This is a genomic window from Hydrogenophaga sp. (assembly GCF_036675665.1).
Lineage (GTDB): Bacteria > Pseudomonadota > Gammaproteobacteria > Burkholderiales > Burkholderiaceae_C > Hydrogenophaga.
Map to the genome: position 1 here is coordinate 281,429 of NZ_JAKFEO010000006.1, position 25,053 is coordinate 306,481.

The window sequence follows — 25,053 nt, forward strand, 5'->3', positions numbered from 1 at the left end:
GCTCAGACGCCCAGGTACTGTTCCAGCAGCTCGGGCTGGGCCAGCAGCTGTTCAGAACTCCCCTCGAACACCACTTCACCCTTCACAAGAATCACGTTGCGGTCGGTGATCTGGGTGACGTGTTTCCAGTTCTTGTCCACGATGATGCTGCTGATGCCGCTCTCGCGGATCAATCCGCAGATGCGCCAGATCTCTCGCGCGATCAGGGGCGCCAAGCCTTCGGTGGCTTCGTCGAGGATGAGCAGGTCGGGGTTGGTCATGAGCGCACGGCCGATGGTGAGCATCTGTTGTTCGCCACCGCTGAGCTGCTGTCCGCCGTGGTTCAGGCGTTCGGCCAGGCGGGGGAAGGTTTCCAGCACGCGGTCGTAGGTCCAGTCGCGCTGGCCCTGCGTGCCGGCGCGGGCCGACATCACCAGGTTTTCGCGCACGCTCAGGTTGCCGAAGATGCCGCGGCCTTCGGGCACGTAGGCCAGACCCAGGCGCGCAATCTCGAAGGTGGGTGCACCGGTCATGTCACGCCCCTTCACATGCACCGTGCCGCCGCTCGGTTTGACGATGCCCATGATGGATTTGAGCAGCGTGGACTTGCCCATGCCGTTGCGGCCCATCAGGCCGATGGTCTGGCCCTGGCCCACGGTGAAGTGAATGCCACGCAGGATGTGGCTGGCGCCATAGTGGGTGTTGAGGCCCCTGGCTTCAATCAAGGCGCTCATCAATGCTCCTCACCCAGGTAGGCCGCTTGTACCGAAGCATCCGCCCGCACCTCGGCCGGCGTGCCGCTGGCGATCACCTGACCATTCACCATCACGGTGAGTTGGTCGGCCAGGGTGAAGACGGCGTCCATGTCGTGTTCCACCAGCATCATGGCGTGGTCTTTCTTCAAACGCAGCAACAGCGCCACCATGCTCTCGGCCTCGGCCTGGCCCATGCCGGCCAGGGGTTCGTCGAGCAGCAGCACGGTGGGTTCGGTGGCCAGGGTCATGGCGATCTCCAGCTGGCGCTGCTCGCCGTGGCTGGTGGTGCCGGCCACCACGCTGGCTCGCGCGGTCAGACCCGCGAGTTCCAGCGCACGTTCACAGCGCTGGTTCACGGCAGCCATGGCACTGGCCGAGGACACCCAGCGCAGCGGGTTCCAGGGCGCGTGCCGCTCGCGCGATTGGGCGGCCAGCCGCACGTTGTCCCACACGGTGAAGGGCAGGAAGATGTTGGTCTTCTGGTAGCTGCGGCCCAGGCCCAGGCGCGAGATCTTTTCAGGGCTCTTGCCGGCGGTCTCGACACCGTTGAGCGTGATGCGGCCCGAGGTCGGTGGCAGGTCGCCCGAGAGCAGGTTGGTCAGGGTCGACTTGCCCGCGCCGTTGGGGCCGATCACGGCGTGGATGCGGTCGCGGTGCAGGTCCACCGACACGTCGTTGACGGCGGCCAGACCCCCGAAGCGCTTGGTGAGTTGGCGAGCGGAGAGCAGGAGTTCGTTCATGGGGACTCCTTCTTCGAGAGCTGTCCCACGAGGCCCAGGAGGCCGCGCGGTGCAAACACCACCACCAGCACGATGAACGTGCCCATGAGCAGTTGCCAGTGTTTGGTGAGGTCCTTGAAGAAGTGCATCACGTACTCGAACGCGAAGGCCCCAACGATGGCACCGGCGAAGTTGCCCATGCCGCCGAGGATGACCATCATGATGGCGTGCGCGCTCATGTGGAAACCCATCAGCTCGGGGTTCACGTAGCCGGTCTGCGCCGCCCACAGGAAGCCCGCCACGCCGGCGAGTGCACCGGCCAGCGTGAAGGCCGCGAGCTTGTAGCCGAAGGTGCCATAGCCCACGGCGCGCATGCGGTGTTCGTTCACCCGGATGCCGGCGAGCACGCGGCCAAACGGCGAGAACAGCAGGCGGCGCAGGAAGGCATAGACCAGCACCAGCAGCAGCAGCGTGAAGTAATAGAAGGTGGTCTTGTTTTCCAGGTCGATGCCGGTCCAACCGAACAGCGAGGCCGTGGGCCGGAAGTTCACGTACACGCCGTCCGATCCGCCGAGCACCTTGTTGTCGAAGAACAGGAAGAACACCATCTGCGCGAACGCCATGGTGACCATGATGAAGTAGATGCCGTGGGTGCGCACCACGAAGAAGCCGATGATGAGCGCCGCCAGGCCCGCGCCCAGCGCCGAGGCGGGCAGGGCCCACCACAGGCTGATGGGCGTGTCGGCCGGTGTGAGGAAGGCCAGTGCGTAGCCCGCCAGGCCAAAGTAGGCCGCGTGGCCGAGCGACACCAGGCCGCTCACACCCTGCAGCAGATCGAGGCTCATGGCGAAGATCGCCAGGATCATCATCTGCGAGAGCATCTGCAGGTAAAAGTCGCCACCGGTCAACGGGATGAGTGGAAACGCGGCGAGCGCGATGGCGCCCAGCACCAGAATGGCCTGGATGCTGCGCGGCAGCTTCTCGAGTTGGGCTTTGGGGGAACTCATTGTTTGAAGAGCCCTTCAGGCTTGTAAAGGAGCACGCCGGCCATCAGCATGTAAACCGCCATGCCCGCGATCTGTGGCACCAGCACCTTGCCGAACGTATCGACCAGGCCCACGAGCAGGGCCGCGACGAGGGCGCCGCGCACCGAGCCGATACCACCGATGACGACAACCACGAAACACATGATCAGCACCGAGCTGCCCATGCCCGGGTAGACGCTGGCGATGGGCGAGGCGATCATGCCGGCGATGGCGGCCAGCGCCACGCCCAGCGCGAACACCACGCCGTGGATCAGGCGGATGTTGATGCCCAGCGACTCGGTCATCTCGCGGTTGAACGCACCGGCGCGGATCTTCATGCCCAGGCGGGTTTTGGAAATCAGCAGGTACAGACCCAGGGCGAGCGCAATGCACACGCCCGACATCACCAGCCGGTACACCGGGTAGGAGAGGTTCTCGGTCAGCGGAATCGACCAGTTCAGCACCTCGGGCACCTGCACCGCGTGCACGTCGTCGCCCCAGAGGATGGAGCGCACCTCTTCAAAGATGTAGATCAGGCCGAAGGTCAGCAGCACCTGGTCAAGGTGGTCACGGTGGTAGAAGTGGCGGAACAGCGACCACTCCAGCAGCCAGCCCAGCGCCACGGCGATCAGCGTGCCCAGCACGATGGCCAGCACCAGGCTGTCGAGTTGCCCCACCAGGAACCACGCCAGATACGCACCCAGCATGTAGAAGCTGCCGTGGGCCAGATTGACCACACCCATGATCCCGAAGATCAGCGTGAGGCCCGCGGCCAGCATGAACAACAACAGACCGTATTGCAGGCTGTTGAGCAGCTGGATGAGGAAGTTGGCGAAATCCATGGGCAAGCAGGTGGGTGGTGGGATCTTGAAAGCGTGCAAAAAACAGGCCAGCGCCCGTGAGGCGCCGGCCTGTGGTGCGTCCCGCCCGGATCGGGCGCTGGTCCGCCGGCTTCAGCCCATGCGGCAGCCGGTGGCCGGGTCGGCAACGGCCTTGGCCGCAATGCCGATCACCTTGTTTTCCTTGTTCTCCACCTTGCGCAGGTACATGTCCTGGATCGGGTTGTGCGCCGCGCTCATCTTCCACTTGCCGCGTGGGCTGTCGATCTCGGCGCCGTTCATGGCGGCGTACAGCGCTGGTTTGTTGCTCAGATCGCCCTTCACGGCGTTGGCCCCTTTGATGAGCAACAGACCCGTGTCGTAGCCCTGCACCGCGTACACATCGGGCTGCATGCGGAAGGTCTTGGCGTAGTCGAGGCGGAATTTCTTGTTGCGTGGCGTGTCCAGCGCGTCGCTGTAGTGCATGGTGGTCAGCACGCCGTTGGCGGCGTCACCGGCGGCGTCCAGCACACCCTCGGTCAGGAAGCCCGAGCCGTAGAGCTGGATGTTCTTGTTCAGGCCGGCCGCTGCGAAATCGCGCAGGAACTTGGCCGCGCCGCCACCCGCAAAGAAGCAGGCCACGGCATCGGGGTTGAGCGAGGCGATCTCGGTCAGCAGCGCCTGGAACTCCACGTTGGGGAAGGGCAGGCCCAGCTTTTTGATGATGGTGCCGCCGGCCTCGGTGTAGCTCTTCTCGAAGCCTTCAAACGCCTCGTCGCCGGCCGCGTAGTTCCAGGTGATCCACACGGCCTTCTTGTGGCCGCGCTCCATCATGGCCTTGCCCAGCGCCAGCGTGGGCTGGGAGTTGGTGAACGAGGTGCGGAACACATTGGGAGCACACTGGGCGCGGGTGGCCACGTGCACGCCGGCATTGGGGATCAGGCTGAGCACGCCGCTGTCGCGCGCCACCTTGTGAATGCCCATCTGAACGCCCGAGTGCACGGTGCCGACGAGCACGTCGACCTTGTCGCGCTGCACCAGGCGGGTGGCGTTCTCGATGCCCTTGGCCGGGTTGGATTCGTCATCGACCTTGAAGAACTCCACCTCGCGGCCGCCAAGCTTGCCGCCTTGTTCGTTGAGTGCCATGCGGAAACCGTTTTCAATGGCCACGCCCAGCTGGGCGAAGGTGCCGGTGTAGGGCAGCATGAAACCCACACGGACCTTGTCCGACTGTGCGCGCACGATTTCGGGCAGCAGCAGGCCGGTGGACGCGGCGCCGATCACGGCAGCGCTGCGGGTCAGGACAAGTCGGCGAGTGGTCATTGGGGATCTCCAGGTGGGTTGGCGGAAAGCGGTGAGGTGTCAGGGCACTGTAGACGGCGGGGTCGCGATTGACGATACAGAATAACCCGTACTTGAGGCTTGAACTATTTACATGTGAATCGGAGGGCGCCCTGGCGTCAGACGGCGGCATTCAGGGTGGTTGCCAGCCAGTCGCGCGCCCAGGCCGTGCACACCACCTCGGGCTCGGTGTCGGCCGATGCGTCGTGGCGAAACACCTCGCCGATGCGCACCGCACCCAGGTCCGCCAGGCGCTCGTCGAACCGCAGGCCGCCGTTGCAGAACGTCTGGGGGTAGGCGCTGTCACCCAGGGCGATGACACCGTAGCGCACCGAGCCCAGGAACCGGGGCTCGGTGGCCAGCGATTCGTACAGGTGGCGGGCGTTGTCGGGCACGTCGCCCGAACCGTGGGTGGATGAACAGATGACGTAAAGTGCATCTTCCTCAAAAACCCGGATGTCCAGACCGTCCATCAACCGGACTTCAATGGCCGGAAGCAGATCCGTGCAATTCATCTGAATCGCCTGAGCCACGTGCTCTGCGGTGTCGGTCACGGTGCCGACCAGGATGAGGAGTTTGGGAGGGGTGCTCATATGAAGTGCACGCAATATACTTCATGTTTTTTTGACTGACCACCCGGGGAAACCCCGATCCATGGACCAGGGGATCGCCCTCATTCGAACTCTTCGGGCTTTCTACGCACTGACCGCAGCGCGTGCCAGACAGTGGCTTCAACAGCCTCGCCGCGCCCAGGCTTTCAACTGTGTCACCGGGTTGGGTTTTCTTCTGACGGGGCTTGCTTCTGGCCACCATCAAACGGACCGCGCCCTGAGAAGGGTTGGCCTGCCCGGAGGGACTCGAACCCCCGACCTGCTGCTTAGAAGGCAGCTGCTCTATCCGGTTGAGCTACGGGCAGACAGATAACCGGCAGCACATAGAAGAAAGGCCCACAGAGTGGGCCTTTTTCTTTTTTTGATGAATGGTCGGAGCGGCGGGATTCGAACTCGCGACCCTCTGCTCCCAAAGCAGATGCGCTACCAGGCTGCGCTACGCTCCGACTAAGCTGCGAATTGTACCTGCTGAATCGGGCGGTTCTGGAGCGCAGGCTCCTCTTTCATCTCTTTTCGTATTGAGTCTTGCCAAACAGGATGTCGCGGGCCTTGTCGTCGGTGAGTGGTTTGCGGGCATCGGCGAGCACCGCCACCCCGCGTTGCACCGCGGGCCGCGCGGCTATTCTGTCGAACCAGGCCTTGAGATGCGGGTAGTCGGCCCAGTCGATGCCCTGGTTCTGCCAGCTGCGCAGCCAAGGGAAGATCGCGATGTCGGCGATGGTGTACTGGTTGCCGGCAATGAACTTCTGGTTCTCGAGTTCCCTGTTCATCACGCCATAGAGACGCTTGGCCTCGTTGGTGTAGCGGTTGACGGCGTACTCGATCTTCTCGGGCGCATACATGCGGAAGTGGTGCGCCTGACCGAGCATGGGGCCCACGCCCCCCATCTGGAACATCAACCACTCCAGCACCTTGAACTTCGCCCGGTCCGACTTGGGCAGGAATTTGCCCGTCTTGGCGGCCAGGTACAGCAGGATGGCGCCCGACTCGAACAGGCTGATGGGCTTGCCGTCCGGGCCGTCGGAATCGACCAGCGCCGGGATCTTGTTGTTGGGGCTGATCTTCAGGAACTCGGGTTGGAACTGGTCGCCCTGGCCGATGTTGACGGCATGGACATGCCAGTCGCGGCCCAGGCGCAAACCACACTCTTCGAGCATGACGTGGACCTTGTGGCCATTGGGCGTGGGCCAGGAGTGGACATTGATCATCAAATCGGCCTTTCTGTGCGTGCTTGCCGTGCGCAAGCTGCCGCACTCTAAGGTAAAACCCAAAACCATGTATGCACGCTTGAAGAATGCCTTGACGCCCTCGGCCTGGCTGCGCGCCCGCTCGGCGCCGCTGGCCGAATGGGCGAAGGATCACGCGCTGAGTTTCAACCCGATGGCGGGTGGTGCGTATGCGCTTGCCGGTCATTGGCAGGACCGGCCGGTGCGCATCCAGTGCCTGGAAGCGTCTCGCCCATTCATTCAGGGCATGGAGCTGATGGCACGCGCCGACCTCGGTCTGAAGCAGGAAGGCAATGTGGTGGTGATGAACCGTCGGTTGAAGGAGTTGCTTGAGGCGCAGTCGCGGGAACTCTATTCACAGTACACAGACGATCTGCAGACCATGGCGGGTGTGGTGCCCGAAGAGGTGAGGTGGCTGGCCACCTACCGCGATGCGGGTTGGGCAGGACCGGACCGGCGCTTCTGGAGCCGTTACGCGGTGCTCACCGACACGCCCGACATCGCCAGGCGCTGGATCGACAGGGAGACCGAACAGCAGTTGATGGACTGGCCGGACTGGGTTTCTGAAGAGACGCCGGTGATGCTCATGCTGCAACGTGGCAAGACCTACATGCGCATGCAGATGGATCGCGGTGGTGACACCGCCACCGCGCTGCACGCCATGGGACTGTTTGACCGAGCGAGTCAACGCGCCATGGCGATGCCTGCCCGCTGAATCTTCCGCGGGCAGGCGGACTCAGGAGCCGCGCGTGATCGGCATCTCCACCTCGGTTTTGATGAGCATGTGCTTGGCCAGCTCCAGCTTGGCGATGGACATGCGGTGCACCTCGTCCGGGCCGTCGGCCAGGCGCAGGGTGCGCTGGCTGGCGTAGGCATAGGCCAGCGGAAAATCGTCGCTCACGCCGCCACCGCCGTGTGCCTGGATGGCCATGTCGATGATGTCGCAGGCCATGTTGGGCGCCACCACCTTGATCATCGCGATCTCGGCCTTGGCGACCTTGTTGCCCACGGTGTCCATCATGTAGGCGGCTTTCAGCGTGAGCAGGCGCGCCATCTCGATGCGGCAGCGCGCATCGGCGATGCGCTCGTGCCACACCGACTGGCTCGACACCGGTTTGCCGAAGGCCACGCGGTTGTTGAGCCGCTTGCACATGAGTTCCATGGCACGTTCGGCCGCGCCGATGGAGCGCATGCAGTGGTGGATGCGCCCCGGGCCAAGGCGACCTTGCGCGATCTCGAAACCACGGCCTTCGCCCAACAGCAAGTTGCCCACCGGCACGCGCACGTTCTTGAGCACCACCTCCATGTGGCCATGCGGTGCGTCGTCGTAGCCGAACACCGAGAGCGGTCGCACGATGGTGACGCCCTTGCTGTTGGCCGGCACGATGATCATCGACTGTTGCGAATGGCGCGGCGCGTCCGGATTGGTCTTGCCCATCACGATGTAGACCGCGCAGCGTGGATCGCCCGCGCCCGACGACCACCACTTGCGGCCGTTGATCACGTACTCGTTGCCATCACGCTCGATGCTGCACTCGATGTTGGTCGCGTCCGACGAAGCCACGTCGGGCTCGGTCATCAGGAAGGCCGAGCGGATCTCGCCGCGCAGCAGCGGCTCCAGCCACTCGTCCTTGATCTCTTCACTGGCGTAGCGCTCGAGGGTTTCCATGTTGCCGGTGTCCGGTGCCGAGCAGTTGAAGACCTCGGCGGCGAACGGCACGCGGCCCATGATTTCGCACATGGGTGCGTACTCGAGGTTGGACAGGCCCTGTGGCGCGCGCGGGCTGCGCGGCAGGAAGAGGTTCCACAGGCCGGCCGCCTGAGCCTTGGGCTTGAGCTCTTCAATGATCTCGGTCGGGATCCACGCGTTGCCCTTGGCCCGGTTGGCCGTGATCTCGGCAAAAAAGCGCGCCTCGTTCGGGTAGATGTGCTGGTCCATGAACGCCAGCAGGCGCTCGCGCATGTCCTTGACCTTGTCGGTGTAGTCGAAATTCATGGTGTCTCCTTGTGGGTGATCGGGTCTTTGAAGCGGTTCAGGTGCCGCTGGCGAATCGCCAGGCCATCTCGGCCATGGGGCGAGCGCCAGAGGCGGACTTCACCGCCTGGTCGCTCGATGCCGTGCCGGCCTCGACCCGCTTGGCGATGCCTTGCAGGATGGCCGCCAGGCGGAACATGTTGTAGGCGAGGTAGAAGTTCCAGTCGGCCTTGAGCTGCGCGGGCGCTGCGATGCCGGTGCGCTCGCAGTAGAGCGCGATGTACTCGTCTTCCGTGGGAATGCCCAGGGCCTTCACGTCGAGTCCGCCGATGCCGCGGAACATGCCGGGCGGGATGTGCCAGGACATGCAGTGGTAGCTGAAGTCGGCCAGCGGATGGCCCAGGGTGGAGAGCTCCCAGTCGAGCACGGCGAGCACGCGCGGCTCTTCGCTGTGGAACATCAGGTTGTCGAGCCGGAAGTCGCCGTGCACCACCGACAGCATCGACTCGTCGCGAGCCATGGCCGGGATGTTGTTGGGCAGCCACTCCATGAGCCGGTCCATCTCGGGAATGGGCTGCGTGACGGATGCAAGGTACTGCTTGCTCCAGCGGCCGATCTGACGTTCGAAATAGTTGCCGGGCTTGCCATAGCCGCCCAGTCCGATGGCCAGTGGCTTGACGGTGTGCAACGCGGCGATGACACGGTTCATCTCGTTGTAGATCGCGCCACGTTGTTCGTTCGTCATGCCGGGCAGGGACTGGTCCCACAGCACGCGCCCGTTGACGCACTCCATGATGTAGAACGCGCGGCCGATCACCGACTCGTCTTCACACAACACGTGCATCTGCGCCACCGGAACGCCGGTGTCATGCAGCGCACTCATCACACGAAACTCGCGCTCGATGGCATGTGCCGAGGGCAACAGCTTGGCCACGGGGCCCGGCTTGGCGCGCATCACGTACGCGCGTTGGGGCGTGATGAGTTTGTAGGTGGGGTTGGACTGACCGCCTTTGAATATCTCCACGGTGAGTGGACCTTCAAAACCTGGCAGCCGGCTCTCAAGCCAGGTGGCCAGGGCGGCTTCGTCGAATGCGTGCTGGCCGGTCACGGGACGCGTGCCGGTGAAGTTCTGGGTGTCGCTCATGTCTGATGGCCTTGGGGAGTGGTGGGGAGGAAGGCCATCGCACGGCAGCTCAGGTTTCGGCTTCTGCGATGCGCATCAGCATGTCCCGGTTGCGCACCACCAGCCCTCCCTGTTCGATGCGGATCGCGTTGTCGCGCTCCATTGACTTGAGTTCCTGGTTCACCCGTTGACGCGATGCACCAAGCAACTGCGCCAGTTCTTCCTGCGCCAGCTGCAGGCCGATGCGCATCTCGTTGCCGTCGGCCAGGCAGGGCACACCATAGCTGCGCACCAGATGCAGCAGTTGTTTGGCCAGGCGGGCGCGCAAAGGCAGGGTGTTGAGGTCTTCCACCAGGCCGAACAGCGTGCGGATGCGCCGCGCCTGCAGGCGCATCAATGCCTCGTACAGCTCGATGTGTGAGCTGAGGATCTTCTGAAAATCGGTGCGGGCCACGCACAGCAGCGTGGTGGGTCCGTGAGCGTAGGCATCGTGCGTGCGCTGGTCGCCGTCGAACATCGCCACGTCGCCAAACCACACACCGGGCTCCACATAGGTCAGCGTGATCTGCTTGCCCGAGAGCGACGTGGAACTCACGCGCACCGCACCCTTGGCCACCGCCGTCCATTCGGAGGGCGGATCGCCTCGGGCGACGATCAGGTCGCTGTCCTTGAATCGCTTGACGTAGGCGCATCGGAGTATGTCGTGCCGCAGGGAGGGAGAAAGGTTGGAGAACCAGCGACCACTGTTGATCGCCTCGCGTTCTTCCATTGTCAGAATCGGTTCGTCCATGGGCTGTCTTTTGAGTGACTGAAAAGTCAATGATTGTCGCCACAGGGACGTGGCAACGGGCTCAGGGTATGCGCGCAGACGGTTGGCGCTGCCGTGCTTCGGCGCTGGTTCAACGGTAGTTGGCCGGGCGCTTGTTGATGAAGGCGTCGATGCCTTCGCCCGCGTTCGCGTGGTGCAGGTTGCGCACGAAGTGGTCGCGCTCGGCGCCCAGTTGGGCATGCAGCAATACCGTGGGTGCATCGTTGGCCAGCTCCTTGATGCTGGCCAGGGCATTGGGCGCGCGGGCATTGAGACGCTCGCACAGCGCGAGCGCATCCACCAGCGCTTCGCCGGTGGCGCTCACGGTGTTGATCACGCCGAGCTGCTGCAGCCGCTCGGCGCCGATGCGGTCTCCGCACATCAGCAGTTGCAGTGCGGTTGCGCGGGGCAGGGCGCGCATGAGGCTCCAGGTGGCGCCGCCATCGGGCGAGAGTCCCACGTTGCTGTAGGCCATCACGAACACGCTGCTGTGCGCGGCCACCACCATGTCGCAGGCCAGGGCGAGCGAGAAACCCGCACCGGCGCAAGAGCCTTCCACGGCGGCAACAACGGGCTTGGAAAACGCGCGGATGGTCTCGATCCAGTTGTGCAGACCTTCGATGCTCTGCACCTGCGCCTCGGGCGGTTGCTGGCGGTTGGCCAGCAGCCGCTGCAGGTTGCCACCCGCACAGAAGTGGTTGCCTTCGCCGGTGATCACCACGCTGCGCACCTCCGGGCTGCTTTCGGCCACGTTGAGCGCCTCCACGCCGGCGGCGTACATGTCGGGCCCGAGCGCATTGCGGTGCTCGGGGTTGCTGATGGTCAGCACCATGGTCTGACCATGGCTGTGGCTCTTGAGACTGGCGGTCATGGTCAGGTCTCCTCGTGCGTGAGGCTCAGGCCGAGCGCGCCGCGGCGGCGCAGCCAGGGCGAGGGGCGGTAGCGCGGGTCGCCGTAGACCGTCTGAAGGTTGAACAGAATCTCCAGCATGTTCGTCGGACCGATGCGGTCGCCCATGGCCAGCGGACCCATGGGATAACCCAGGCCCAGCGTGACGGCCACGTCCAGATCGGCTGGCGAGCAGATGCCTTGCTGGCACATGTCGGCGGCGATGTTGACGATGGTGGCCACCACGCGCTGCGTGACGAAGCCGCCGCTGTCGCGGATCACGCTGACCGTCTTGCCGTCGCGCGCGAAGAGCGCGTGAGCGGCCTGGGCCATGTCAGGGCGGGTGGCCGGGTTGGTGGCGAGCACACGGCGTTTCACCGCAGCGTCGTCGAGCATCATGTCGATACCGACCGTGCGCGTGGCGTCGAGCCGCTCCACCGCGGCCAGGGTGGTCACGTCCAGGCCCAGGGGGGCCACCAGGATCAGGGCGGCAGAAGAGGGCGCAGCCGCAGTCTCGATCTGAGCACCCAGATTTTTCAGCAACAGGTAGAGCTCAGCGCGTCGCGCCGCCTTGGGCGACACCCACACCGGCGGCATCTCGGCCACCCCAGGCACGGCGGGCTCGGCCGGTACCCGGGCCACACCCTTGTCGTAAGCGTAGAAGCCTTCGCCCACCTTTTTGCCCACCACGCCGCCGGCCAGCCGCTGCGCGGTGATCACGCTCGGGCGGTAACGTGGTTCCTCGAAGTACTGGTGGTAGATCGACTCCATCACCGGGTGCGACACGTCCAGCGCGGTCAGGTCCATCAGCTCGAAAGGGCCGAGGCGAAAACCCATCTGGTCTTTCAGGATGCGGTCGATCGTGGCGAAGTCGGCCACGCGTTCGCCCACCACCCTCAGTGCCTCGGTGCCGTAGCCACGTCCGGCGTGGTTCACGATGAAGCCGGGCGTGTCCTGCGCGGTCACCGGCGTGTGGCCGAACTGGCGGGTGAAGTCGGTGAGTTGCTGGCACACCTTGGCACTGGTCTTCAGGCCGGCGATCACCTCCACCACCCGCATCAACGGCACCGGGTTGAAGAAATGGAAGCCCGCCAGCTGCGCGGGGCGCTTGAGCGGCGCGGCAATGGCGGTGACCGACAAGGACGACGTGTTGGTGGCCAGCACCGCCTCGGGCCCGACGATGCCTTCGAGTTCGGCAAAAAGGCGTTGCTTGACGTCGAGCCGCTCAACGATCGCCTCCACGACCAGATCGCAGGCAGCGAGGTCGCCCAAGGCATTGGCCAGATGCAGGCGGTCCACGCAGGCCTGCATCTGCTCGGCCGGCATCTTGTTTTTGCTCACCAGCGTCTGCCAGGTGGCGTGCAATGCATCACGCGCCGCCTGGGCCGCGCCAGGCTGGACATCGAACAGCCAGACCTGGCTGCCCGCCTGGGCCGCCATCTGTGCGATGCCACGGCCCATGGCGCCGGTTCCCACGAGGCCGGTGTTGTGAAAGATGGGTTGCATAAGTGTGTTGTATTTGGAATGAGTGCTTCTGGAGCTATGACAGAATCGCCCAACGAACGAAAGAAGGAAGTCTGGCGTGCGCAAGTACTGGACAGGTTGTATTTTGCTATCAACTGCCTTGAGCAGTTCCGCCGTGACCCTCGGTCGTCACAGCGGGGCCGCCATGATCGGGCACACGCTCGATGTGCGCGTGCAGGTGTTGCTGGCACCTGGCGAAGACCTGGCCAACCTTTGCATCGAGACCGACGTCTTCTATGGCGATACCCAGGTGTCGCCCAGCTTGGTGCGGACATCGCCGCAAAGAACCACGCCGGATGCAGAAGCATCGGTGCGGGTTCAGTCCCATCTGCCGGTCAATGAGCCTTTCGTCACCCTCTATGTGCGAGCTGGCTGTGGCACCCAGTTCACACGCCGTTTCGTGTTGCTGGCCGACCTGGTCAATGAGCCGGTCACGGCCGCGGCGCAGCCCTCCACAGGCGCACTGCCAACGGCCCCGGTAGCCGTGGCGCCTTCAGGCTTGCCGCGGGCCACGGCTGCGGCGAGTGCTCCTGGCGCGCCCTCGTCGTCGGCCACCGCATCCCCTGCGGCGCAAGCCTCAGGCACATCGCAACGAAGACCGGTGGCACCTGCGCGCGCAGACGCACTGCCCCCGCGAGCGCCTTCGGTGGTGCGTCGCGCCCCTGTCAAGCCGCCCGTGGCCGCAGCGCCCCGCTTGCAGCTGGACCCCATCGACCTCAGCACCGGCATCGAGCGCGACCCCACTCTCAAGCTCTCGCCGGTGCTGCTGAGCGAACCCAGCACCTCGGAAGAAGCGCGCGCTGCTGCTGCTCAGCTCTGGAAAAGCATCAACGCCTCGCCCGAAGACGTCCTGCGCGAAGGACAGAAACTGGTCGCACTGGAATCCGAGGTGGCGCGGCTTCGTCAGGAGCAGACGCAGGCCCAGGCCGCACTGGGCGATCTGAACTCACAGCTGGAACGGTCGCAGGCGCAGCGCTACCAGAACTGGCTGGTCTATCTGCTGGGCGGATTGCTGCTGCTGGCCTTGCTGGCCGTGTTGTTGGTTTGGCGCCGCCGTCAGGAGGTGGTGGTTCAGGGCTCGGAAGCCTCCCGCGCCTGGTGGGCACCTGAGGAAGAAGAAAAGACCGTGCTGGTGCCCCTGCAACCAGATGCCGGCGCATCCAAGGTGGCTTCCGGTCTCACCCCGCTGAGCAGCGGCGTGGATCTGGATATCGATCTTGACCAGGATTCTTCGTTTGATGGGCTGGCGAGCTCCAACGAAACGGCTTTGAGCTCAAAGGGGGCGCGGGTGAACGAGCAGACCGCGACGCCGTTGTCCGCACGCGATCGGCGGGAGTTTTCCACCAGTGCCTTGGGCGTGTCCCGGTCGGTGGCCACCGAAGAGTTGTTCGACGTGCAGCAGCAGGCCGATTTTTTCGTGTCGCTGGGCGAAGACGAGCAAGCCATCCAGGTCCTCAAGGATCACCTGACGGAAAGCCACGAGCCCAGCGCACTCACCTATATGGACCTGTTCCATATCTACCATCGGCTGGGGCGCCGCAGTGATTACGAACGTTTGCGCGAAGAATTCAATCACGTGTTCAACGCTGGTGCGCCACCGTTTGACAGTTATTCCCAGCGGGGCCGAGGGCTTGAGGCGTACGAAACCGCGTTCAGCCGGATCCAGGCGCTGTGGCCAGAACCCCGGGTGCTCGACCTGATCGAGCAATCGATCTTCCGCGACGCCAGCGACGGAGCGTCCGAGGTGTTTGATCTGGAAGCCTATCGCGAACTGCTGATGCTGCATGCGATTGCCAAAGACCTCATCCAGCGTGACAACGCGGCTCCCCGAACCACTGGAGATTTCCAGCACACCGCCATGCAGCCGTTGAAAGCGGCAGACAAGTCGGTGTCCGTGGTGAGTGTGTCGCTGCAAGATGCTTCGGAGCGACACACCCAGCCCATGGGCCTGGACAACATGTCGCCGGCCTCGTCCCGTCTGGGTCTGGACATCAATCTGGACGACTTTGCAGAGATGGACGGCTTCGAAGCCTTGTTGCCCGAGGTGAACTCAGCGGTGGAGCCATCGGCCAGGCCCACCCAGCCCGCAGACTTTGAAATCCGGGAGGCTGAGGGCAACCTCATCGACTTCGAGGTTCTCGACTTTGACTTGCCGAATGAGCCCGATGGCGCCCGAACGTCCGGCAAGAAGACCTGAGCTTCACAAGCTGCCATAAAAAAACGCCGCAGATGCGGCGTTTTTGCTGAGTGGGCTGGCCGGTCAGCGACGAACCTGCAAAGCGCCGGGATTCACGATGTTGGTGGGCGTGCCCTTGATGAAGTTGACGACGTTGTCAAATGCCGAGGAAAAATATTGCTCGTAGCTGTCCTGCTCCACATAGCCGATATGGGGCGTGCAGATGCAGTTCTCCAGTCGCAGCAGAGCGTGTCCCTGCAGGATCGGCTCGGACTCGAACACGTCGACCGCTGCCAATCCCGGGCGACCGCGGTTGAGCGAGGCGAGCAATGCCTCGGGCTCGATCAGCTCGGCGCGCGAGGTATTGACCAGCAAGGACGTGGGCTTCATGCGGCCCAGGTCTTCCAGCGTGACGCAGCCCGCGCTGGTCTCGCTCAGCCGCAAGTGCAACGACAGCACATCGCTCGAGGCGAAAAAGGCCTCTCGGCTCTCTGCCGCCTCAAAGCCGTCGGCCACCGCACGGGCGCGGGAATCTTCGCTGCCCCAGATGATCACGCGCATGCCGAAAGCGCGACCGTAACCCGCCACCAACTGGCCGATGCGCCCATAGCTCCAGACGCCAAGTGTCTTGCCGCGCAGCACCATGCCCACGCCGAAGTTGGTCGGCATGGCGGAAGACTTGAGTCCCGCTTGCTGCCAGGCCCCGTGCTTCAGGTTGGACACGTACTGAGGAATCCGGCGCATCGACGCCATGATCAAGGCCCAGGCGAGCTCGGCCGTCGACACGGGCGAGCCCACACCTTCGGCCACCGCGATACCGCGCTCGGTGCAGGCGGCCACATCGAGATGTCCGCCCACTCGCCCGGTCTGGGCGATGAGTTTGAGGCGTGGCAGTTTCTCGATCAGCTGACGAGAGATCTGGGTTCGTTCACGGATCAGCACCAGCACGTCGGCGTCGCGCAGACGGATCGACAACTGGCCGACGCCCTTGACGGTGTTGGTGAATACCTTGGCAGGGTAAGACTCCAGCTTTTCAGCGCATTTCAGCTTTCGAACCGCGTCCTGGTAGTCGTCAAGAATCACAATGTTCATGGGCCTATTGTGCCCGCGCCTTCCAGGCCGGCGGCTCTGTGGCCTCAGGCTGCGCGTGTCATGGACGCCTGCTCCAGCGCGGCAAGGCGGTCGAGTTCGGCGCAAACATCGTTGATCGGACCGGATATGACAAGACGCATGTCCGGTCGCTTCACAGGACGGGCCTCGGCTTGACGCAGCACGCGAACCTTGCAGGTTGGCGAAGCGGGCGGCTCAACCGCAGCGCCCGGATGCGTCTGGGGTGGAGCGCTGTTGGCCGCTTCCCGGTTCAGCCAGCCGGCACGGGCGAAGCGCTGCATGGCCCTGGCCGCAACAGCCGAAGCGGCTGGGCGAGCATGGCGTTGAGGCGGCAAGGGCAACCAGCAGTCGATCAACTGCAGGGGTGCGCGCCACGTGTTGGTATTGAAGATTTTTCCCATGCGAAACTCCAGATGAGGGGTTGAACACAGGCAGGATTGCAAGGAAGTCGCCAACGCAGGGATGTGTCCATGTGGCGGGCTGCTCGCTCGCCGGACCAAACGCCCGCCACCTGCTGAGGCGACATGGACCCAAGGGTCAGAGTTGGAAACTGTTGCGGATGAGGCCCACCGCGAGGCCTTCGATTTCGAACGGTTCGCCGGGCTCGACCACGATGGTCTTGTAGTCCGGGTTTTCGGCGTGAAGTTCAATGACGTTTTGCCGGCGCATGAAGCGCTTCACGGTGACGTCATCGCCCAGGCGGGCGACCACGATCTGGCCGTTCTTGGCTTCCTTGGCGGATTTCACCGCCAACAGATCGCCATCGATGATGCCGACGTCGCGCATGGACATGCCACGGACCTTGAGCAGGTAGTCGGGCTCGCGCTGAAACAGGCTGCGCTCCACGTGGTAGGTCTGGTCGACGTGCTCTTGCGCCAGGATGGGCGAACCCGCAGCCACGCGCCCGATCAGGGGCAGCATCAGCTGGGACAGGCTGGGGAGCGGGAGTGTAAGCTGGCGCCCGCGCGAATCGTTGATGGAGCGCAGGTCTTCGCTGCGCAAGCGGATACCACGCGATGTGCCGCTGACCAATTCGATCACCCCTTTGCGCGCCAGTGCCTGCAAGTGTTCCTCGGCCGCATTGGCCGATTTGAAACCGAGCTCGCTGGCAATCTCGGCACGCGTGGGTGGTGAACCCGTGCGTGCAATGGCCGTCTGGATGAGTTCCAGAATCTGCTGTTGCCGGGCGGTGAGCTTGGGCGTGGTGGCGGGCATGTCGAGCATGTGAACCTCATCGGGTGGATGCCTCACCGGGCGGGGTATCCGACCAGTGGCTTACTGTTTTCTTATCCAGTGGCTGTATTTTTAACCAGTTCAAAGGACTTGGCAAGTGGAGAATGAAAATCAGGGGCGTCGCCTGGTGGTTCTGGGCACTGGCGGAACGATTGCCGGACGCGCAACCCAGGCGAACGACAACGTGGGCTATGTGGCGGGGCAGGTCGCGGTGAGCGATCTGGTGGCGATGGTTCCAGCCTTGGCGGCCTGTCCGCTGGACGTGGAGCAGGTGGCACAGATCAACAGCAAGGACATGGTGCTGGGCGTATGGCAAGCGCTGGCAGCGCGCGTGGCCGCGCATCTGGATCGGCCCGAGGTGGCCGGCGTCGTGATCACCCACGGGACCGACACGATCGAGGAGACGGCCTTCTTGCTGCAGACATTGTTGCGGCCGTCCAAGCCGGTGGTGCTGACTTGCGCGATGCGGCCAGCCACCGCGCTGGTGCCAGACGGGCCCCAAAACCTGAGCGACGCGGTGGCGGTGGCCCTGCATCCGCAGGCCTGCGGCGTGGTGGTCGTGTGCGCCGGGCGCATTCACGGTGCCCTGGACGTGGCCAAGGTGCATACCTACAGGACGGACCCATTCGAATCGGGTGATGCAGGTGCTCTGGGCTGCGTGGAAGAGGCGCAGTTGCGTCTGTTCCGACCGTGGCCGCCAGCCGTGAGCCAGGGCACGCACGACCCCGCAGGCCTGCAACGCCTGCTGGATGCCGCCGAGCTGCCGCGCGTGGAACTGATGTTCAGCCACGCCGGCTCCGATGGCGAGATGGTGCGAGCCCTGCTCGGCCATCTCCCCACGAGTGCCGGCCGGTTGCGCGGCATCGTGGTGGCGGGCACGGGCAACGGCACGGTGCACGACGACTTGCTGGTGGCGCTGAAACAAGCACAGGCCGGTGGTGTCCGTGTGGTGGTGGCCAGCCGTTGCGCGCAGGGCCGTGTGGTGCCGCATGAAGGTCAACCGCTGCCTGACTCGGCCGGCCTTTCGCCCGTGAAAGCGCGTCTTGCCTTGGCGTTGCAGCTGCTGAATGCCTGACATGCTGGCGGCTCTGGGCGCACACCCCTGGGCCTACCCCATGCTGGAGGTGGGCCACCTGATTGGCGTGGCCCTGATCCTCGGCAATCTGGTCATGCTCGAACTGCGTGTATTTGGATGGGCGTCTGCTTTGCCGATCGAGCCTCTGGCGCGGTTGAGCCTGGGGCTGGTCGGTTTGGGCTTCGGCCTGGCTGCGATGACGGGATTGCTGATGTTTGGCACCCAACCCGGGGAACTGCTGGCCAATCGCGTGTTCGCAATCAAAATGGTGCTGATCATGCTGGCCGGCTGCAATGCGGGCTGGTTTCACGCGCGCCGTTCGCTGCAGCGCCAGGACGCCACCGCCCGTGTGAGCATGCTCCTGTCTTCGATGATCTGGATTCTGATCATCACCTGTGGGCGCTGGATTGCTTATGTTTGAAGGAGAGCACCATGCAACGACGTGATTTTGTACAACTGGCGGCCCTGCTGGGCTGGGGCGGTGGCGCCACGGGTGCCCTGGCGCACCATGGCTGGAGCAGCTTCGATCAGAGCCGCCCGATCTACCTCGAAGGCAAGGCTGCCGATGTGAAATGGCGCAACCCGCACGTTGAACTGGTGCTGGAGCTGCCTGACACGCTGCGCCTGCCTGCCGATCTGGCCCAGCGTGCACTGCCTGCGCAAACCGCCGGTGTCGACGGACCCGCGTTGCTGGCCAAGGCCGTGGTTCCGACGCGGCGCGATCGGCGCTGGGAGGTGGAGTTGGCGCCGCTGTTCCGCCTGGGGCAGTGGCAGATGCCCGAGATCAAGAGTGGAGATGCGCTCTCGTTGGTGGGGTTCACTTTCAAGGATGAGGCGGGCGCTGCCATCGTGCGGGCCGAATACGTGTTTCTCGGTGGCAAGGTGTACGGCCTGCGCTCCAGCCCCGCATGAGGCGCAGCGCTCCATAAAAAACCCGGCTCAAGGCCGGGTTTTTTATGGGAGCGGTGGGCTACTTCGAGAGCGCCTCGAAGGCTCGCGCCGTGATGTCTTCGACCGAGCCCATGCCGCTGATGGCGCGGTACTGTGGCGCAGCAGCGGCGTCATTGCGTGCCCAACTGCTGTAGTAGTCGACCAGCGGGCGGGTCTGGGCACTGTAGACCTCCAGCCGCTTCTTCACGGTTTCTTCCTTGTCGTCTTCGCGCTGGATGAGTGGCTCGCCGGTCACGTCGTCCTTGCCTTCAACCTTGGGCGGGTTGAACTTCACGTGGTAGGTGCGACCCGAGGCAGGGTGCGAACGGCGCCCGCTCATGCGCTCGATGATCGCGTCGAATGGCACGTCGATCTCCAGCACGTAGTCGAGCTTGACGCCGGCGGTTTTCATGGCGTCGGCCTGCGGGATCGTGCGGGGAAAGCCGTCGAACAGGAAACCGCCCGAGCAGTCGGGTTGTGCAATGCGCTCCTTCACCAGGTTGATGATCAGGTCGTCACTGACCAGGCCGCCAGATTCCATGACGGCCTTGGCTTGCAGCCCCAACGGGGTACCGGCCTTGACCGCTGCACGGAGCATGTCGCCGGTGGAAATCTGGGGAATGCCGTACTTCTGGCAAATGAACGTCGCCTGCGTTCCTTTGCCGGCTCCCGGAGCTCCCAACAAAATCAGTCTCATCGCTTTCCTTCTGTGGTGTTTCAATGGCTTGGCCGCTTGTCTCGAGCGGCCGCCCAAGGCGTGGGGGCCGGGGCAACCAATCGAGGATAGCATGCACATCCTCGCGTCCGGCTTACGCCGCAGGGCGCCAAACGGGCTGTCCCCGGGCTGTTCCAGTCAGTCCCGAGACAGCATGCGGCGGACCCTGTCGAGGTCCTGTGGCGTATCCACGCCCGCACCGGGTGCGACCGCGCTCAGGTGCACGGCGATGCGCTCGCCGTGCCACAACACCCGCAGTTGTTCCAGCGATTCCGTGGTTTCCAGCGGAGCGGGTTCCAGGCTGGGGAAACGCTTCAAGAATCCCACGCGATAGGCGTACAGGCCCACATGTCGCAACGGCGCGGGTGAGGGCAGCGATGGAGCGCCATCGGCGGAAATGCCGTCGCGCCACCAGGGGATGGGCGCACGGCTGAAGTAGAGCGCTGTCTGTCGACGGTCCAGCACCACCTTGACGACGTTGGGATTCAGGAGATCGGCCAACTGATCGATGGCATGTGCTGCCGTGCTCATGACGCAATCGGGTCGGGTTTGCAGCTGCGCGGCCACGGCATTGATGAGATCGGGGGCGATCAGGGGTTCGTCTCCCTGCACATTCACCACCACCTCGTCATCGGCCAAGCTCAGCAAGGCGCAGGCCTCGGCCAGCCGGTCGCTCCCACTGGGATGGTCGTTGCGGGTGAGGATGGCTTTGACGCCGTGTGTCTCGCAAGCCTCAACGATGCGCAGGTCGTCCGCCGCCACCACACACAGGCGAGCACCGCTGAGTTGCGCTTGCCGGGCCACGCGAACGACCATGGGCAGACCCGCAATGTCAGCCAGGGGCTTGTTGGGCAGACGGGAGGAGGCCAGTCGGGCGGGGATCAGGACCACAAAGCCGTTCGGCTCCGGCGCAGCGCTCATGGCAGAGGCGTGGGCGCGTTGGGTCGTGCGGCTTCTTCGTCGGTCAACGGCCGGGCCTCGTGCTCCAGCAGGATCGGGATCCCGTCGCGCACCGGGTAGGCCAGACGTGCGCTGCGAGAGAGCAGTTCCTGACTCTCGCGGTTGAAGATCAAGGGCCCTTTGGTGACGGGGCAGACCAGCAGTTCGAGCAGTTTGGTGTCCATGTCGCGATGATAGTCGCGCGTGCGCATTCAGGGCTTGCGCCCGAGCGTGTGGAGTCGGTGGTCGAGCGTGTTGAAGAAGGCCGGGTCAGGCGTCAGTTCCAGAGGCACGGCCCACGCCTGGACACGCGAGGCGGGCGGCGTCTCGGCCAGCAGGGGAAACAGCTTGACAGCATCCTTTTCGGTGCAGAGCAGGGTGCACTCGGCGTCCTGGATCAACGCCGCATAGTCGGCTGCATCGGCGTGATCGTGCAAGCCCACTTCTCGCTCGGGCCGCAGACCCCTTGCATGCAACATGTCAAAAAACACCGAGGGTCTGGCGATGCCGGCCACGGCGGTCAGGCGGTGGGTGCGCAACTCGTGCAATGGCATGCGTTCTCCAGTCGGCCCCACGGCATGATCCGCAAGCCGTCGTGTTGCGCTGAACGGCGATGCGCCGGGCGCGCTGATCCGTGGAGGCGCAAGCGCATCTTCGCGGTGCTGGTGCAAGACCAGATCCGGCAGCGGGCCGCCGCTGGAGCCGCGGGGCCATGCTTCGCGCAGCAGGCCGGCAGGCAGCAACCAGCCGTTGCCCGTGCCACGGTCGTCGAACACGACGATCTGCAGATCGCGGTGCAAAGCCCAGTGCTGCAGGCCGTCGTCGCAAACCAGCACGTCGACCTCGGGGTGCGCCCCCACCAAAGTACTGGCTGCCGCGACACGGCTGGCAGCCACAAACACGGGGACACCCGTGCGCTGACGAATCAGTGCGGGTTCGTCGCCGCATTCTTCGGACGGCATGTCGGGCCTGACTTCGACGATCTCCTGGCTGTGCCGGCCGTGGCCGCGCGAGACCACACCAGGACGCCAGCCCTGGTCGCGCAGGTGGTTCACCACCGCGATCACCGTGGGTGTCTTGCCCGCGCCGCCCACCACCACATTGCCGATCACGATCACCGGCACCTGGATGCGGTGGGTCTTGAAGATGCCAAGCGCATACAAGGTTCGGCGCAAAGCCGTCAGGCCGGCGTACACCTGTGAAACCGGCCAGAGCAGATGAGCCAGCCAACCTCGCTTGCGGGAGTGCACCAACCACAGCGCCTGCCAGCGGGACTGACTCATCGGCGCGCGGCGGGGGTTCAGCCCGTCAGGGCTTGCCACGGGCTGCGGCGGCGCCCGTCTGCTGGGTGGCAAACGTGATCTGGACCAGGCCTGCGCGGCGGGCAGCGTCCATCACGTTGATGACCGATTGGTGGGTGGCGGTGGCATCGGCGCTGATGATGATCACGGTCTCGGCGTTGCCTTGCGATGCCTGGCTCAACGCGCTTGTGAGCAACTCGACGCTGGCGCCTTCAAGCACCTGCCTGTTGATCGAGTAGCGCCCATCGCTGCCGACCGCCACGACGACTTCCTGTGGGTTTGTCTTGGGTGCCTGGGCATCGGCCACGGGCAGGTTCACCTTGAGTTCGGTGAACTTGCTGTATGTGGTGGTGAGCATCAGGAAGATGAGCACCACCAGCAGGATGTCGATGAACGGAATCAGGTTGATCTCGGGTTCATCGCGCGAGCCGGGACGGAAATTCATGGCTTCAATGCTTGCGCAGGCTCAGCAGGTGGCGCGCAAACCGCTCTGCCGCCAGCTCCAGATTGAGCAGGTAGTCGTCGACCCGGGCGCGGAAATAACGCCAGAAGATGAGCGCTGGGATCGCCACGATCAGGCCGAAGGCGGTGTTGTAGAGGGCGATCGAGATGCCCTGGGCCAATTGGGCGGGGTCCCCCACGCCTGGTACCACGCCGGCACCTTGCGCGCCCTGGGAGCCAAAGATTTCGATCATGCCGATGACGGTGCCCAGCAGACCGAGCAGAGGCGCTGCCGATGCGATGGTGGCCAGCGCGCCGAGATAGCGTTGCAACTGCGCTGCGGCCTGGCGACCGGCGCCCTCCAGGCTGGCGCGCAAGTCGTCTTCGCTGGCGCGTGGGTTGCTGTTGAAGGTGCGAAAACCGCTGGCGAGCACCGTGCCCAGCACGGAGTTCTGTTCAAGCTGGGTCACCACGTCCGGGCCTGGCACGCCATTGCGCGACACCATGATGGCCTCGTCCAGCAATTTGGGGGGAAAGATCTTCGCTGTTTTGAGACTGACGAATCGTTCGATGACGAGGGCCAATCCGATGACGGAACAGAGGATCAGTGGCCAGATGGGCCATCCGGCGGCTTGTATGATGGAAAGCAAGTCTGGGCTCCAGGCGGGTGCCGCTGGGTCGCGCGGCGCAAGACAGTGCGGCGATTATGTCTCAGGGGTGGCGCCCACCCCGCGAAACAGCCCCCAACCCCGTACCCCATGCACCACGCAACGTGCTGACCTTGATGCACAGATTCTGTGGATAACTTTGTGAAGAACCCGGCGCGCAAGTGTCGCCAGCCCGCGCGGGGCTTCAGTTTTGACAGATCGATCAGCAAACAGGCAGTGCAAAACGCTTCTGAATCAATGCGCTATTCGCTCCAGCCTGTGCACGCAGGCTTCTCCCACCCAAACGCCAGCGTTCATGCGGTCTGTGGACACTTTTTCCGGGGAGACGCCCGTGGCTGAGCCGTTTTCCGGATCGGAAGCCACATCGGCGGGGCGCGTGTGGGCAGTTGGCCCGCTCATGCGAGCTGTGGCGGACACCCTGGCCGCGCGCTTCAATCCGGTGGCGGTGCGCGGGGAGATATCCGGCTTCTCGCGCGCGTCCAGCGGCCATTGTTATTTTTCCTTGAAGGACGAAACCGGGCAGGTGCGTTGCGCGCTGTTTCGGCGTTCGGCCGAGCAGCTCACGTTCGCTCCGCGCGATGGACAACTCGTGCAGGCCCGCGGCAAGCTCGACGTATACGGCGCGCGCGGTGAACTGCAACTGATCGTGGACAGCTTGCAGCCAGCCGGGCAGGGCGCGCTGTTCGAGCAGTTTCTTCGGCTCAAGGCCCAGTTGGAGGCCGAAGGCCTCTTCGAAGCGGCACGCAAAAAGCCCTTGCCGCCCCAGCCGCGCAGCATCGGTGTCGTCACGTCGTTGGGGGCGGCTGCCTTGCGCGACGTGGTGACCGCCCTGCAGCGGCGGGTGCCGCATCTGCCCGTGGTGATCTACCCGGCTTCGGTGCAGGGTGCCCAGGCGCCAGCCGAGCTGTGTGCGGCACTGCAGACGGCCTACCGACGCCATACGGAGATGGGCGAGAGCGAGGTCCTGCTGCTGGTGCGCGGTGGGGGATCTCTGGAAGACCTGTGGTCGTTCAACGACCCCGAACTGGTGCGCATGGTGTCGCGTGCACCGATGCCGGTGGTGTGCGGCGTCGGGCACGAGACCGATTTCACCCTGGCCGACTTCGTGGCCGACCTGCGGGCGCCCACGCCCACAGCTGCGGCAGAACTCTGCGCTCCGGCGCGCGAACAGCGCCTGGGGGAACTCGACTACCTGCAGGAGCGCCTGGGCGCGGCGGCGTTCAGCATCCTTGACCAGCGCGGTCAGCGGCTGGACCGGCTGGCGCAGCGCATGGGGCGCCCGTCTGCGCGCTTGCACGACAGCCTGCAGCACCTCGGCCGTCTGCAGCACCGGTTGCAGAGCGGCTGGATGCTCAGCACGCAACAGCGGCGCAGCCGGCTGCAAGCCCTGGAGGCGCAACTGCCGAGCGCCTTGCAACGTTCGTTCAACCAGCAGCAGCAGCGCTTGCAGCGGTGCGAGCTGTCGCTGGGCCTGCTGGACCCCCAACTGGTGCTGGAGCGCGGCTATGCATTTCTCACCGACGTGCAAGGCCTGGCGGTGACGCGGGCCGCTCAGGTGCAACCCGACCAGCAGCTCAGGGCCACGCTGGCCGATGGCAGCGTCGATGTTCGGGTGCAGGCGCCTGACCAGAAACCCTGACACCATCGCTGCACAGACGCGTGCCTACAATGGC

27 protein-coding genes and 2 tRNA genes are annotated in these 25,053 nt (G+C 64.5%); 6 read left to right on the forward strand and 23 right to left on the reverse strand.

Features of this window, described 5'->3' with window-relative positions:
* Positions 1-2 precede the first annotated feature (2 nt).
* The 9 genes from V6M63_RS01785 to V6M63_RS01825 form a co-directional block, all read right to left on the reverse strand.
* Complete coding sequence (locus V6M63_RS01785; RefSeq protein WP_442909518.1) at positions 3-713, reverse strand: ABC transporter ATP-binding protein; 711 nt, start codon at positions 711-713, stop codon at positions 3-5.
* Positions 713-1,474 (reverse strand): ABC transporter ATP-binding protein, encoded by a 762-nt coding sequence (locus tag V6M63_RS01790; RefSeq protein ID WP_332738860.1) that lies wholly within the window; start codon positions 1,472-1,474, stop codon positions 713-715. Before V6M63_RS01790 ends, V6M63_RS01785 begins: the two co-directional genes overlap by 1 nt.
* Positions 1,471-2,460: a branched-chain amino acid ABC transporter permease gene (locus V6M63_RS01795; protein ID WP_332738862.1), complete on the reverse strand. Its 990-nt coding sequence runs from the start codon at positions 2,458-2,460 to the stop codon at positions 1,471-1,473. The genes V6M63_RS01790 and V6M63_RS01795 overlap by 4 nt, the downstream gene beginning before the upstream one ends.
* Positions 2,457-3,320: a branched-chain amino acid ABC transporter permease gene (locus V6M63_RS01800; protein ID WP_332738864.1), complete on the reverse strand. Its 864-nt coding sequence runs from the start codon at positions 3,318-3,320 to the stop codon at positions 2,457-2,459. Before V6M63_RS01800 ends, V6M63_RS01795 begins: the two co-directional genes overlap by 4 nt.
* Positions 3,321-3,431: 111 nt before the next feature.
* On the reverse strand, positions 3,432-4,619 hold the full coding sequence (locus V6M63_RS01805) for an ABC transporter substrate-binding protein (protein ID WP_332738866.1): 1,188 nt from the start codon (positions 4,617-4,619) through the stop codon (positions 3,432-3,434).
* Between the two features lie 137 nt (positions 4,620-4,756).
* Positions 4,757-5,230 (reverse strand): flavodoxin domain-containing protein, encoded by a 474-nt coding sequence (locus tag V6M63_RS01810; protein ID WP_332738868.1) that lies wholly within the window; start codon positions 5,228-5,230, stop codon positions 4,757-4,759.
* A gap of 246 nt (positions 5,231-5,476) precedes the next feature.
* Positions 5,477-5,553, reverse strand: a tRNA-Arg gene (locus V6M63_RS01815).
* Positions 5,554-5,617: 64 nt separating this feature from the next.
* Positions 5,618-5,694 (reverse strand) — tRNA-Pro (locus tag V6M63_RS01820).
* Positions 5,695-5,751: 57 nt separating this feature from the next.
* On the reverse strand, positions 5,752-6,456 hold the full coding sequence (locus V6M63_RS01825; protein WP_332738870.1) for a glutathione binding-like protein: 705 nt from the start codon (positions 6,454-6,456) through the stop codon (positions 5,752-5,754).
* Positions 6,457-6,523: 67 nt separating this feature from the next.
* Between V6M63_RS01825 and V6M63_RS01830 the strand changes: the two genes are divergently transcribed.
* Positions 6,524-7,189 carry a hypothetical protein gene (locus V6M63_RS01830; protein ID WP_332738872.1) on the forward strand — a complete coding sequence of 222 codons (666 nt, stop codon included), beginning with the start codon at positions 6,524-6,526 and terminating at the stop codon, positions 7,187-7,189.
* Between the two features lie 21 nt (positions 7,190-7,210).
* Here V6M63_RS01830 and V6M63_RS01835 read toward each other — a convergent pair whose 3' ends face one another.
* From V6M63_RS01835 to V6M63_RS01855, 5 genes are all read right to left on the reverse strand, one after another.
* Positions 7,211-8,470, reverse strand: coding sequence for an acyl-CoA dehydrogenase family protein (locus V6M63_RS01835; RefSeq protein WP_332738874.1), 1,260 nt, complete (start codon positions 8,468-8,470; stop codon positions 7,211-7,213).
* Positions 8,471-8,507: 37 nt separating this feature from the next.
* Entirely contained in the window at positions 8,508-9,593 is a 1,086-nt protein-coding gene (locus tag V6M63_RS01840) for a phosphotransferase (protein WP_332738876.1), read from the reverse strand.
* A gap of 49 nt (positions 9,594-9,642) precedes the next feature.
* Positions 9,643-10,362: a Crp/Fnr family transcriptional regulator gene (locus V6M63_RS01845; RefSeq protein ID WP_056277544.1), complete on the reverse strand. Its 720-nt coding sequence runs from the start codon at positions 10,360-10,362 to the stop codon at positions 9,643-9,645.
* Between the two features lie 109 nt (positions 10,363-10,471).
* Positions 10,472-11,251, reverse strand: coding sequence for an oxepin-CoA hydrolase, alternative type (locus V6M63_RS01850; RefSeq protein WP_332738879.1), 780 nt, complete (start codon positions 11,249-11,251; stop codon positions 10,472-10,474).
* 2 nt (positions 11,252-11,253) lie between these two features.
* Positions 11,254-12,774: a 3-hydroxyacyl-CoA dehydrogenase gene (locus V6M63_RS01855; RefSeq protein WP_332738881.1), complete on the reverse strand. Its 1,521-nt coding sequence runs from the start codon at positions 12,772-12,774 to the stop codon at positions 11,254-11,256.
* A 118-nt stretch (positions 12,775-12,892) separates the two neighbouring features.
* Between V6M63_RS01855 and V6M63_RS01860 the strand changes: the two genes are divergently transcribed.
* Positions 12,893-14,989 (forward strand): type IV pilus assembly protein FimV, encoded by a 2,097-nt coding sequence (locus V6M63_RS01860; protein WP_332738883.1) that lies wholly within the window; start codon positions 12,893-12,895, stop codon positions 14,987-14,989.
* 63 nt (positions 14,990-15,052) lie between these two features.
* Here V6M63_RS01860 and V6M63_RS01865 read toward each other — a convergent pair whose 3' ends face one another.
* The 3 genes from V6M63_RS01865 to lexA all read right to left on the reverse strand — a co-directional run bounded on the left by V6M63_RS01865 (position 15,053) and on the right by lexA (position 17,293).
* Positions 15,053-16,060 carry a D-2-hydroxyacid dehydrogenase family protein gene (locus V6M63_RS01865; RefSeq protein ID WP_056277535.1) on the reverse strand — a complete coding sequence of 336 codons (1,008 nt, stop codon included), beginning with the start codon at positions 16,058-16,060 and terminating at the stop codon, positions 15,053-15,055.
* 44 nt (positions 16,061-16,104) lie between these two features.
* Positions 16,105-16,521, reverse strand: a complete 417-nt coding sequence (locus V6M63_RS01870; protein WP_332738885.1) for a hypothetical protein — start codon at positions 16,519-16,521, stop codon at positions 16,105-16,107.
* Positions 16,522-16,615: 94 nt separating this feature from the next.
* The gene (gene lexA, locus V6M63_RS01875; RefSeq protein WP_442909525.1) at positions 16,616-17,293 is read right to left on the reverse strand and encodes a transcriptional repressor LexA; all 678 of its coding nucleotides are present in this window, start codon (positions 17,291-17,293) and stop codon (positions 16,616-16,618) included.
* A 115-nt stretch (positions 17,294-17,408) separates the two neighbouring features.
* On the opposite strand from lexA, the gene V6M63_RS01880 reads away from it, so the two are divergent.
* From V6M63_RS01880 to V6M63_RS01890, 3 genes are read left to right on the forward strand one after another with little or no spacing between them, the layout of a single operon-like run.
* Positions 17,409-18,386: an asparaginase gene (locus V6M63_RS01880; protein ID WP_332738889.1), complete on the forward strand. Its 978-nt coding sequence runs from the start codon at positions 17,409-17,411 to the stop codon at positions 18,384-18,386.
* 1 nt (position 18,387) lies between these two features.
* Complete coding sequence (locus V6M63_RS01885) at positions 18,388-18,807, forward strand: hypothetical protein (protein WP_332738890.1); 420 nt, start codon at positions 18,388-18,390, stop codon at positions 18,805-18,807.
* A gap of 11 nt (positions 18,808-18,818) precedes the next feature.
* Positions 18,819-19,298, forward strand: a complete 480-nt coding sequence (locus V6M63_RS01890; protein ID WP_332738892.1) for a DUF6152 family protein — start codon at positions 18,819-18,821, stop codon at positions 19,296-19,298.
* 58 nt (positions 19,299-19,356) lie between these two features.
* On the opposite strand, the gene adk is transcribed toward V6M63_RS01890, so the two are convergent.
* The 6 genes from adk to V6M63_RS01920 all read right to left on the reverse strand — a co-directional run bounded on the left by adk (position 19,357) and on the right by V6M63_RS01920 (position 23,362).
* Complete coding sequence (adk, locus tag V6M63_RS01895; RefSeq protein ID WP_332738894.1) at positions 19,357-20,013, reverse strand: adenylate kinase; 657 nt, start codon at positions 20,011-20,013, stop codon at positions 19,357-19,359.
* A 156-nt stretch (positions 20,014-20,169) separates the two neighbouring features.
* The gene (gene kdsB / locus V6M63_RS01900; RefSeq protein WP_332738896.1) at positions 20,170-20,952 is read right to left on the reverse strand and encodes a 3-deoxy-manno-octulosonate cytidylyltransferase; all 783 of its coding nucleotides are present in this window, start codon (positions 20,950-20,952) and stop codon (positions 20,170-20,172) included.
* Positions 20,949-21,155: a Trm112 family protein gene (locus tag V6M63_RS01905; RefSeq protein WP_332738898.1), complete on the reverse strand. Its 207-nt coding sequence runs from the start codon at positions 21,153-21,155 to the stop codon at positions 20,949-20,951. The genes kdsB and V6M63_RS01905 overlap by 4 nt, the downstream gene beginning before the upstream one ends.
* Positions 21,156-21,182: 27 nt before the next feature.
* On the reverse strand, positions 21,183-22,253 hold the full coding sequence (gene lpxK, locus V6M63_RS01910) for a tetraacyldisaccharide 4'-kinase (protein WP_332738900.1): 1,071 nt from the start codon (positions 22,251-22,253) through the stop codon (positions 21,183-21,185).
* 25 nt (positions 22,254-22,278) lie between these two features.
* Entirely contained in the window at positions 22,279-22,716 is a 438-nt protein-coding gene (locus tag V6M63_RS01915) for an ExbD/TolR family protein (RefSeq protein WP_332738902.1), read from the reverse strand.
* A 4-nt stretch (positions 22,717-22,720) separates the two neighbouring features.
* Entirely contained in the window at positions 22,721-23,362 is a 642-nt protein-coding gene (locus V6M63_RS01920) for a MotA/TolQ/ExbB proton channel family protein (RefSeq protein WP_056277508.1), read from the reverse strand.
* A 415-nt stretch (positions 23,363-23,777) separates the two neighbouring features.
* On the opposite strand from V6M63_RS01920, the gene xseA reads away from it, so the two are divergent.
* Entirely contained in the window at positions 23,778-25,019 is a 1,242-nt protein-coding gene (gene xseA / locus V6M63_RS01925) for an exodeoxyribonuclease VII large subunit (RefSeq protein WP_332738905.1), read from the forward strand.
* The last annotated feature ends 34 nt before the right edge of the window (positions 25,020-25,053 follow it).

Coding starts and splice junctions, on each gene's coding strand:
- V6M63_RS01785 (WP_442909518.1), bottom strand. CDS start 713: ATGAGCGCCTTGATTGAAGCCAGGGGCCTCAACACCCACTATGGCGCC.
- V6M63_RS01790 (WP_332738860.1), bottom strand. CDS start 1,474: ATGAACGAACTCCTGCTCTCCGCTCGCCAACTCACCAAGCGCTTCGGG.
- V6M63_RS01795 (WP_332738862.1), bottom strand. CDS start 2,460: ATGAGTTCCCCCAAAGCCCAACTCGAGAAGCTGCCGCGCAGCATCCAG.
- V6M63_RS01800 (WP_332738864.1), bottom strand. CDS start 3,320: ATGGATTTCGCCAACTTCCTCATCCAGCTGCTCAACAGCCTGCAATAC.
- V6M63_RS01805 (WP_332738866.1), bottom strand. CDS start 4,619: ATGACCACTCGCCGACTTGTCCTGACCCGCAGCGCTGCCGTGATCGGC.
- V6M63_RS01810 (WP_332738868.1), bottom strand. CDS start 5,230: ATGAGCACCCCTCCCAAACTCCTCATCCTGGTCGGCACCGTGACCGAC.
- V6M63_RS01825 (WP_332738870.1), bottom strand. CDS start 6,456: ATGATCAATGTCCACTCCTGGCCCACGCCCAATGGCCACAAGGTCCAC.
- V6M63_RS01830 (WP_332738872.1), top strand. CDS start 6,524: ATGTATGCACGCTTGAAGAATGCCTTGACGCCCTCGGCCTGGCTGCGC.
- V6M63_RS01835 (WP_332738874.1), bottom strand. CDS start 8,470: ATGAATTTCGACTACACCGACAAGGTCAAGGACATGCGCGAGCGCCTG.
- V6M63_RS01840 (WP_332738876.1), bottom strand. CDS start 9,593: ATGAGCGACACCCAGAACTTCACCGGCACGCGTCCCGTGACCGGCCAG.
- V6M63_RS01845 (WP_056277544.1), bottom strand. CDS start 10,362: ATGGACGAACCGATTCTGACAATGGAAGAACGCGAGGCGATCAACAGT.
- V6M63_RS01850 (WP_332738879.1), bottom strand. CDS start 11,251: ATGACCGCCAGTCTCAAGAGCCACAGCCATGGTCAGACCATGGTGCTG.
- V6M63_RS01855 (WP_332738881.1), bottom strand. CDS start 12,774: ATGCAACCCATCTTTCACAACACCGGCCTCGTGGGAACCGGCGCCATG.
- V6M63_RS01865 (WP_056277535.1), bottom strand. CDS start 16,060: ATGAACATTGTGATTCTTGACGACTACCAGGACGCGGTTCGAAAGCTG.
- lexA (WP_442909525.1), bottom strand. CDS start 17,293: ATGCCCGCCACCACGCCCAAGCTCACCGCCCGGCAACAGCAGATTCTG.
- V6M63_RS01885 (WP_332738890.1), top strand. CDS start 18,388: ATGCTGGCGGCTCTGGGCGCACACCCCTGGGCCTACCCCATGCTGGAG.
- V6M63_RS01890 (WP_332738892.1), top strand. CDS start 18,819: ATGCAACGACGTGATTTTGTACAACTGGCGGCCCTGCTGGGCTGGGGC.
- adk (WP_332738894.1), bottom strand. CDS start 20,013: ATGAGACTGATTTTGTTGGGAGCTCCGGGAGCCGGCAAAGGAACGCAG.
- kdsB (WP_332738896.1), bottom strand. CDS start 20,952: ATGAGCGCTGCGCCGGAGCCGAACGGCTTTGTGGTCCTGATCCCCGCC.
- V6M63_RS01905 (WP_332738898.1), bottom strand. CDS start 21,155: ATGGACACCAAACTGCTCGAACTGCTGGTCTGCCCCGTCACCAAAGGG.
- lpxK (WP_332738900.1), bottom strand. CDS start 22,253: ATGAGTCAGTCCCGCTGGCAGGCGCTGTGGTTGGTGCACTCCCGCAAG.
- V6M63_RS01915 (WP_332738902.1), bottom strand. CDS start 22,716: ATGAATTTCCGTCCCGGCTCGCGCGATGAACCCGAGATCAACCTGATT.
- xseA (WP_332738905.1), top strand. CDS start 23,778: ATGCGAGCTGTGGCGGACACCCTGGCCGCGCGCTTCAATCCGGTGGCG.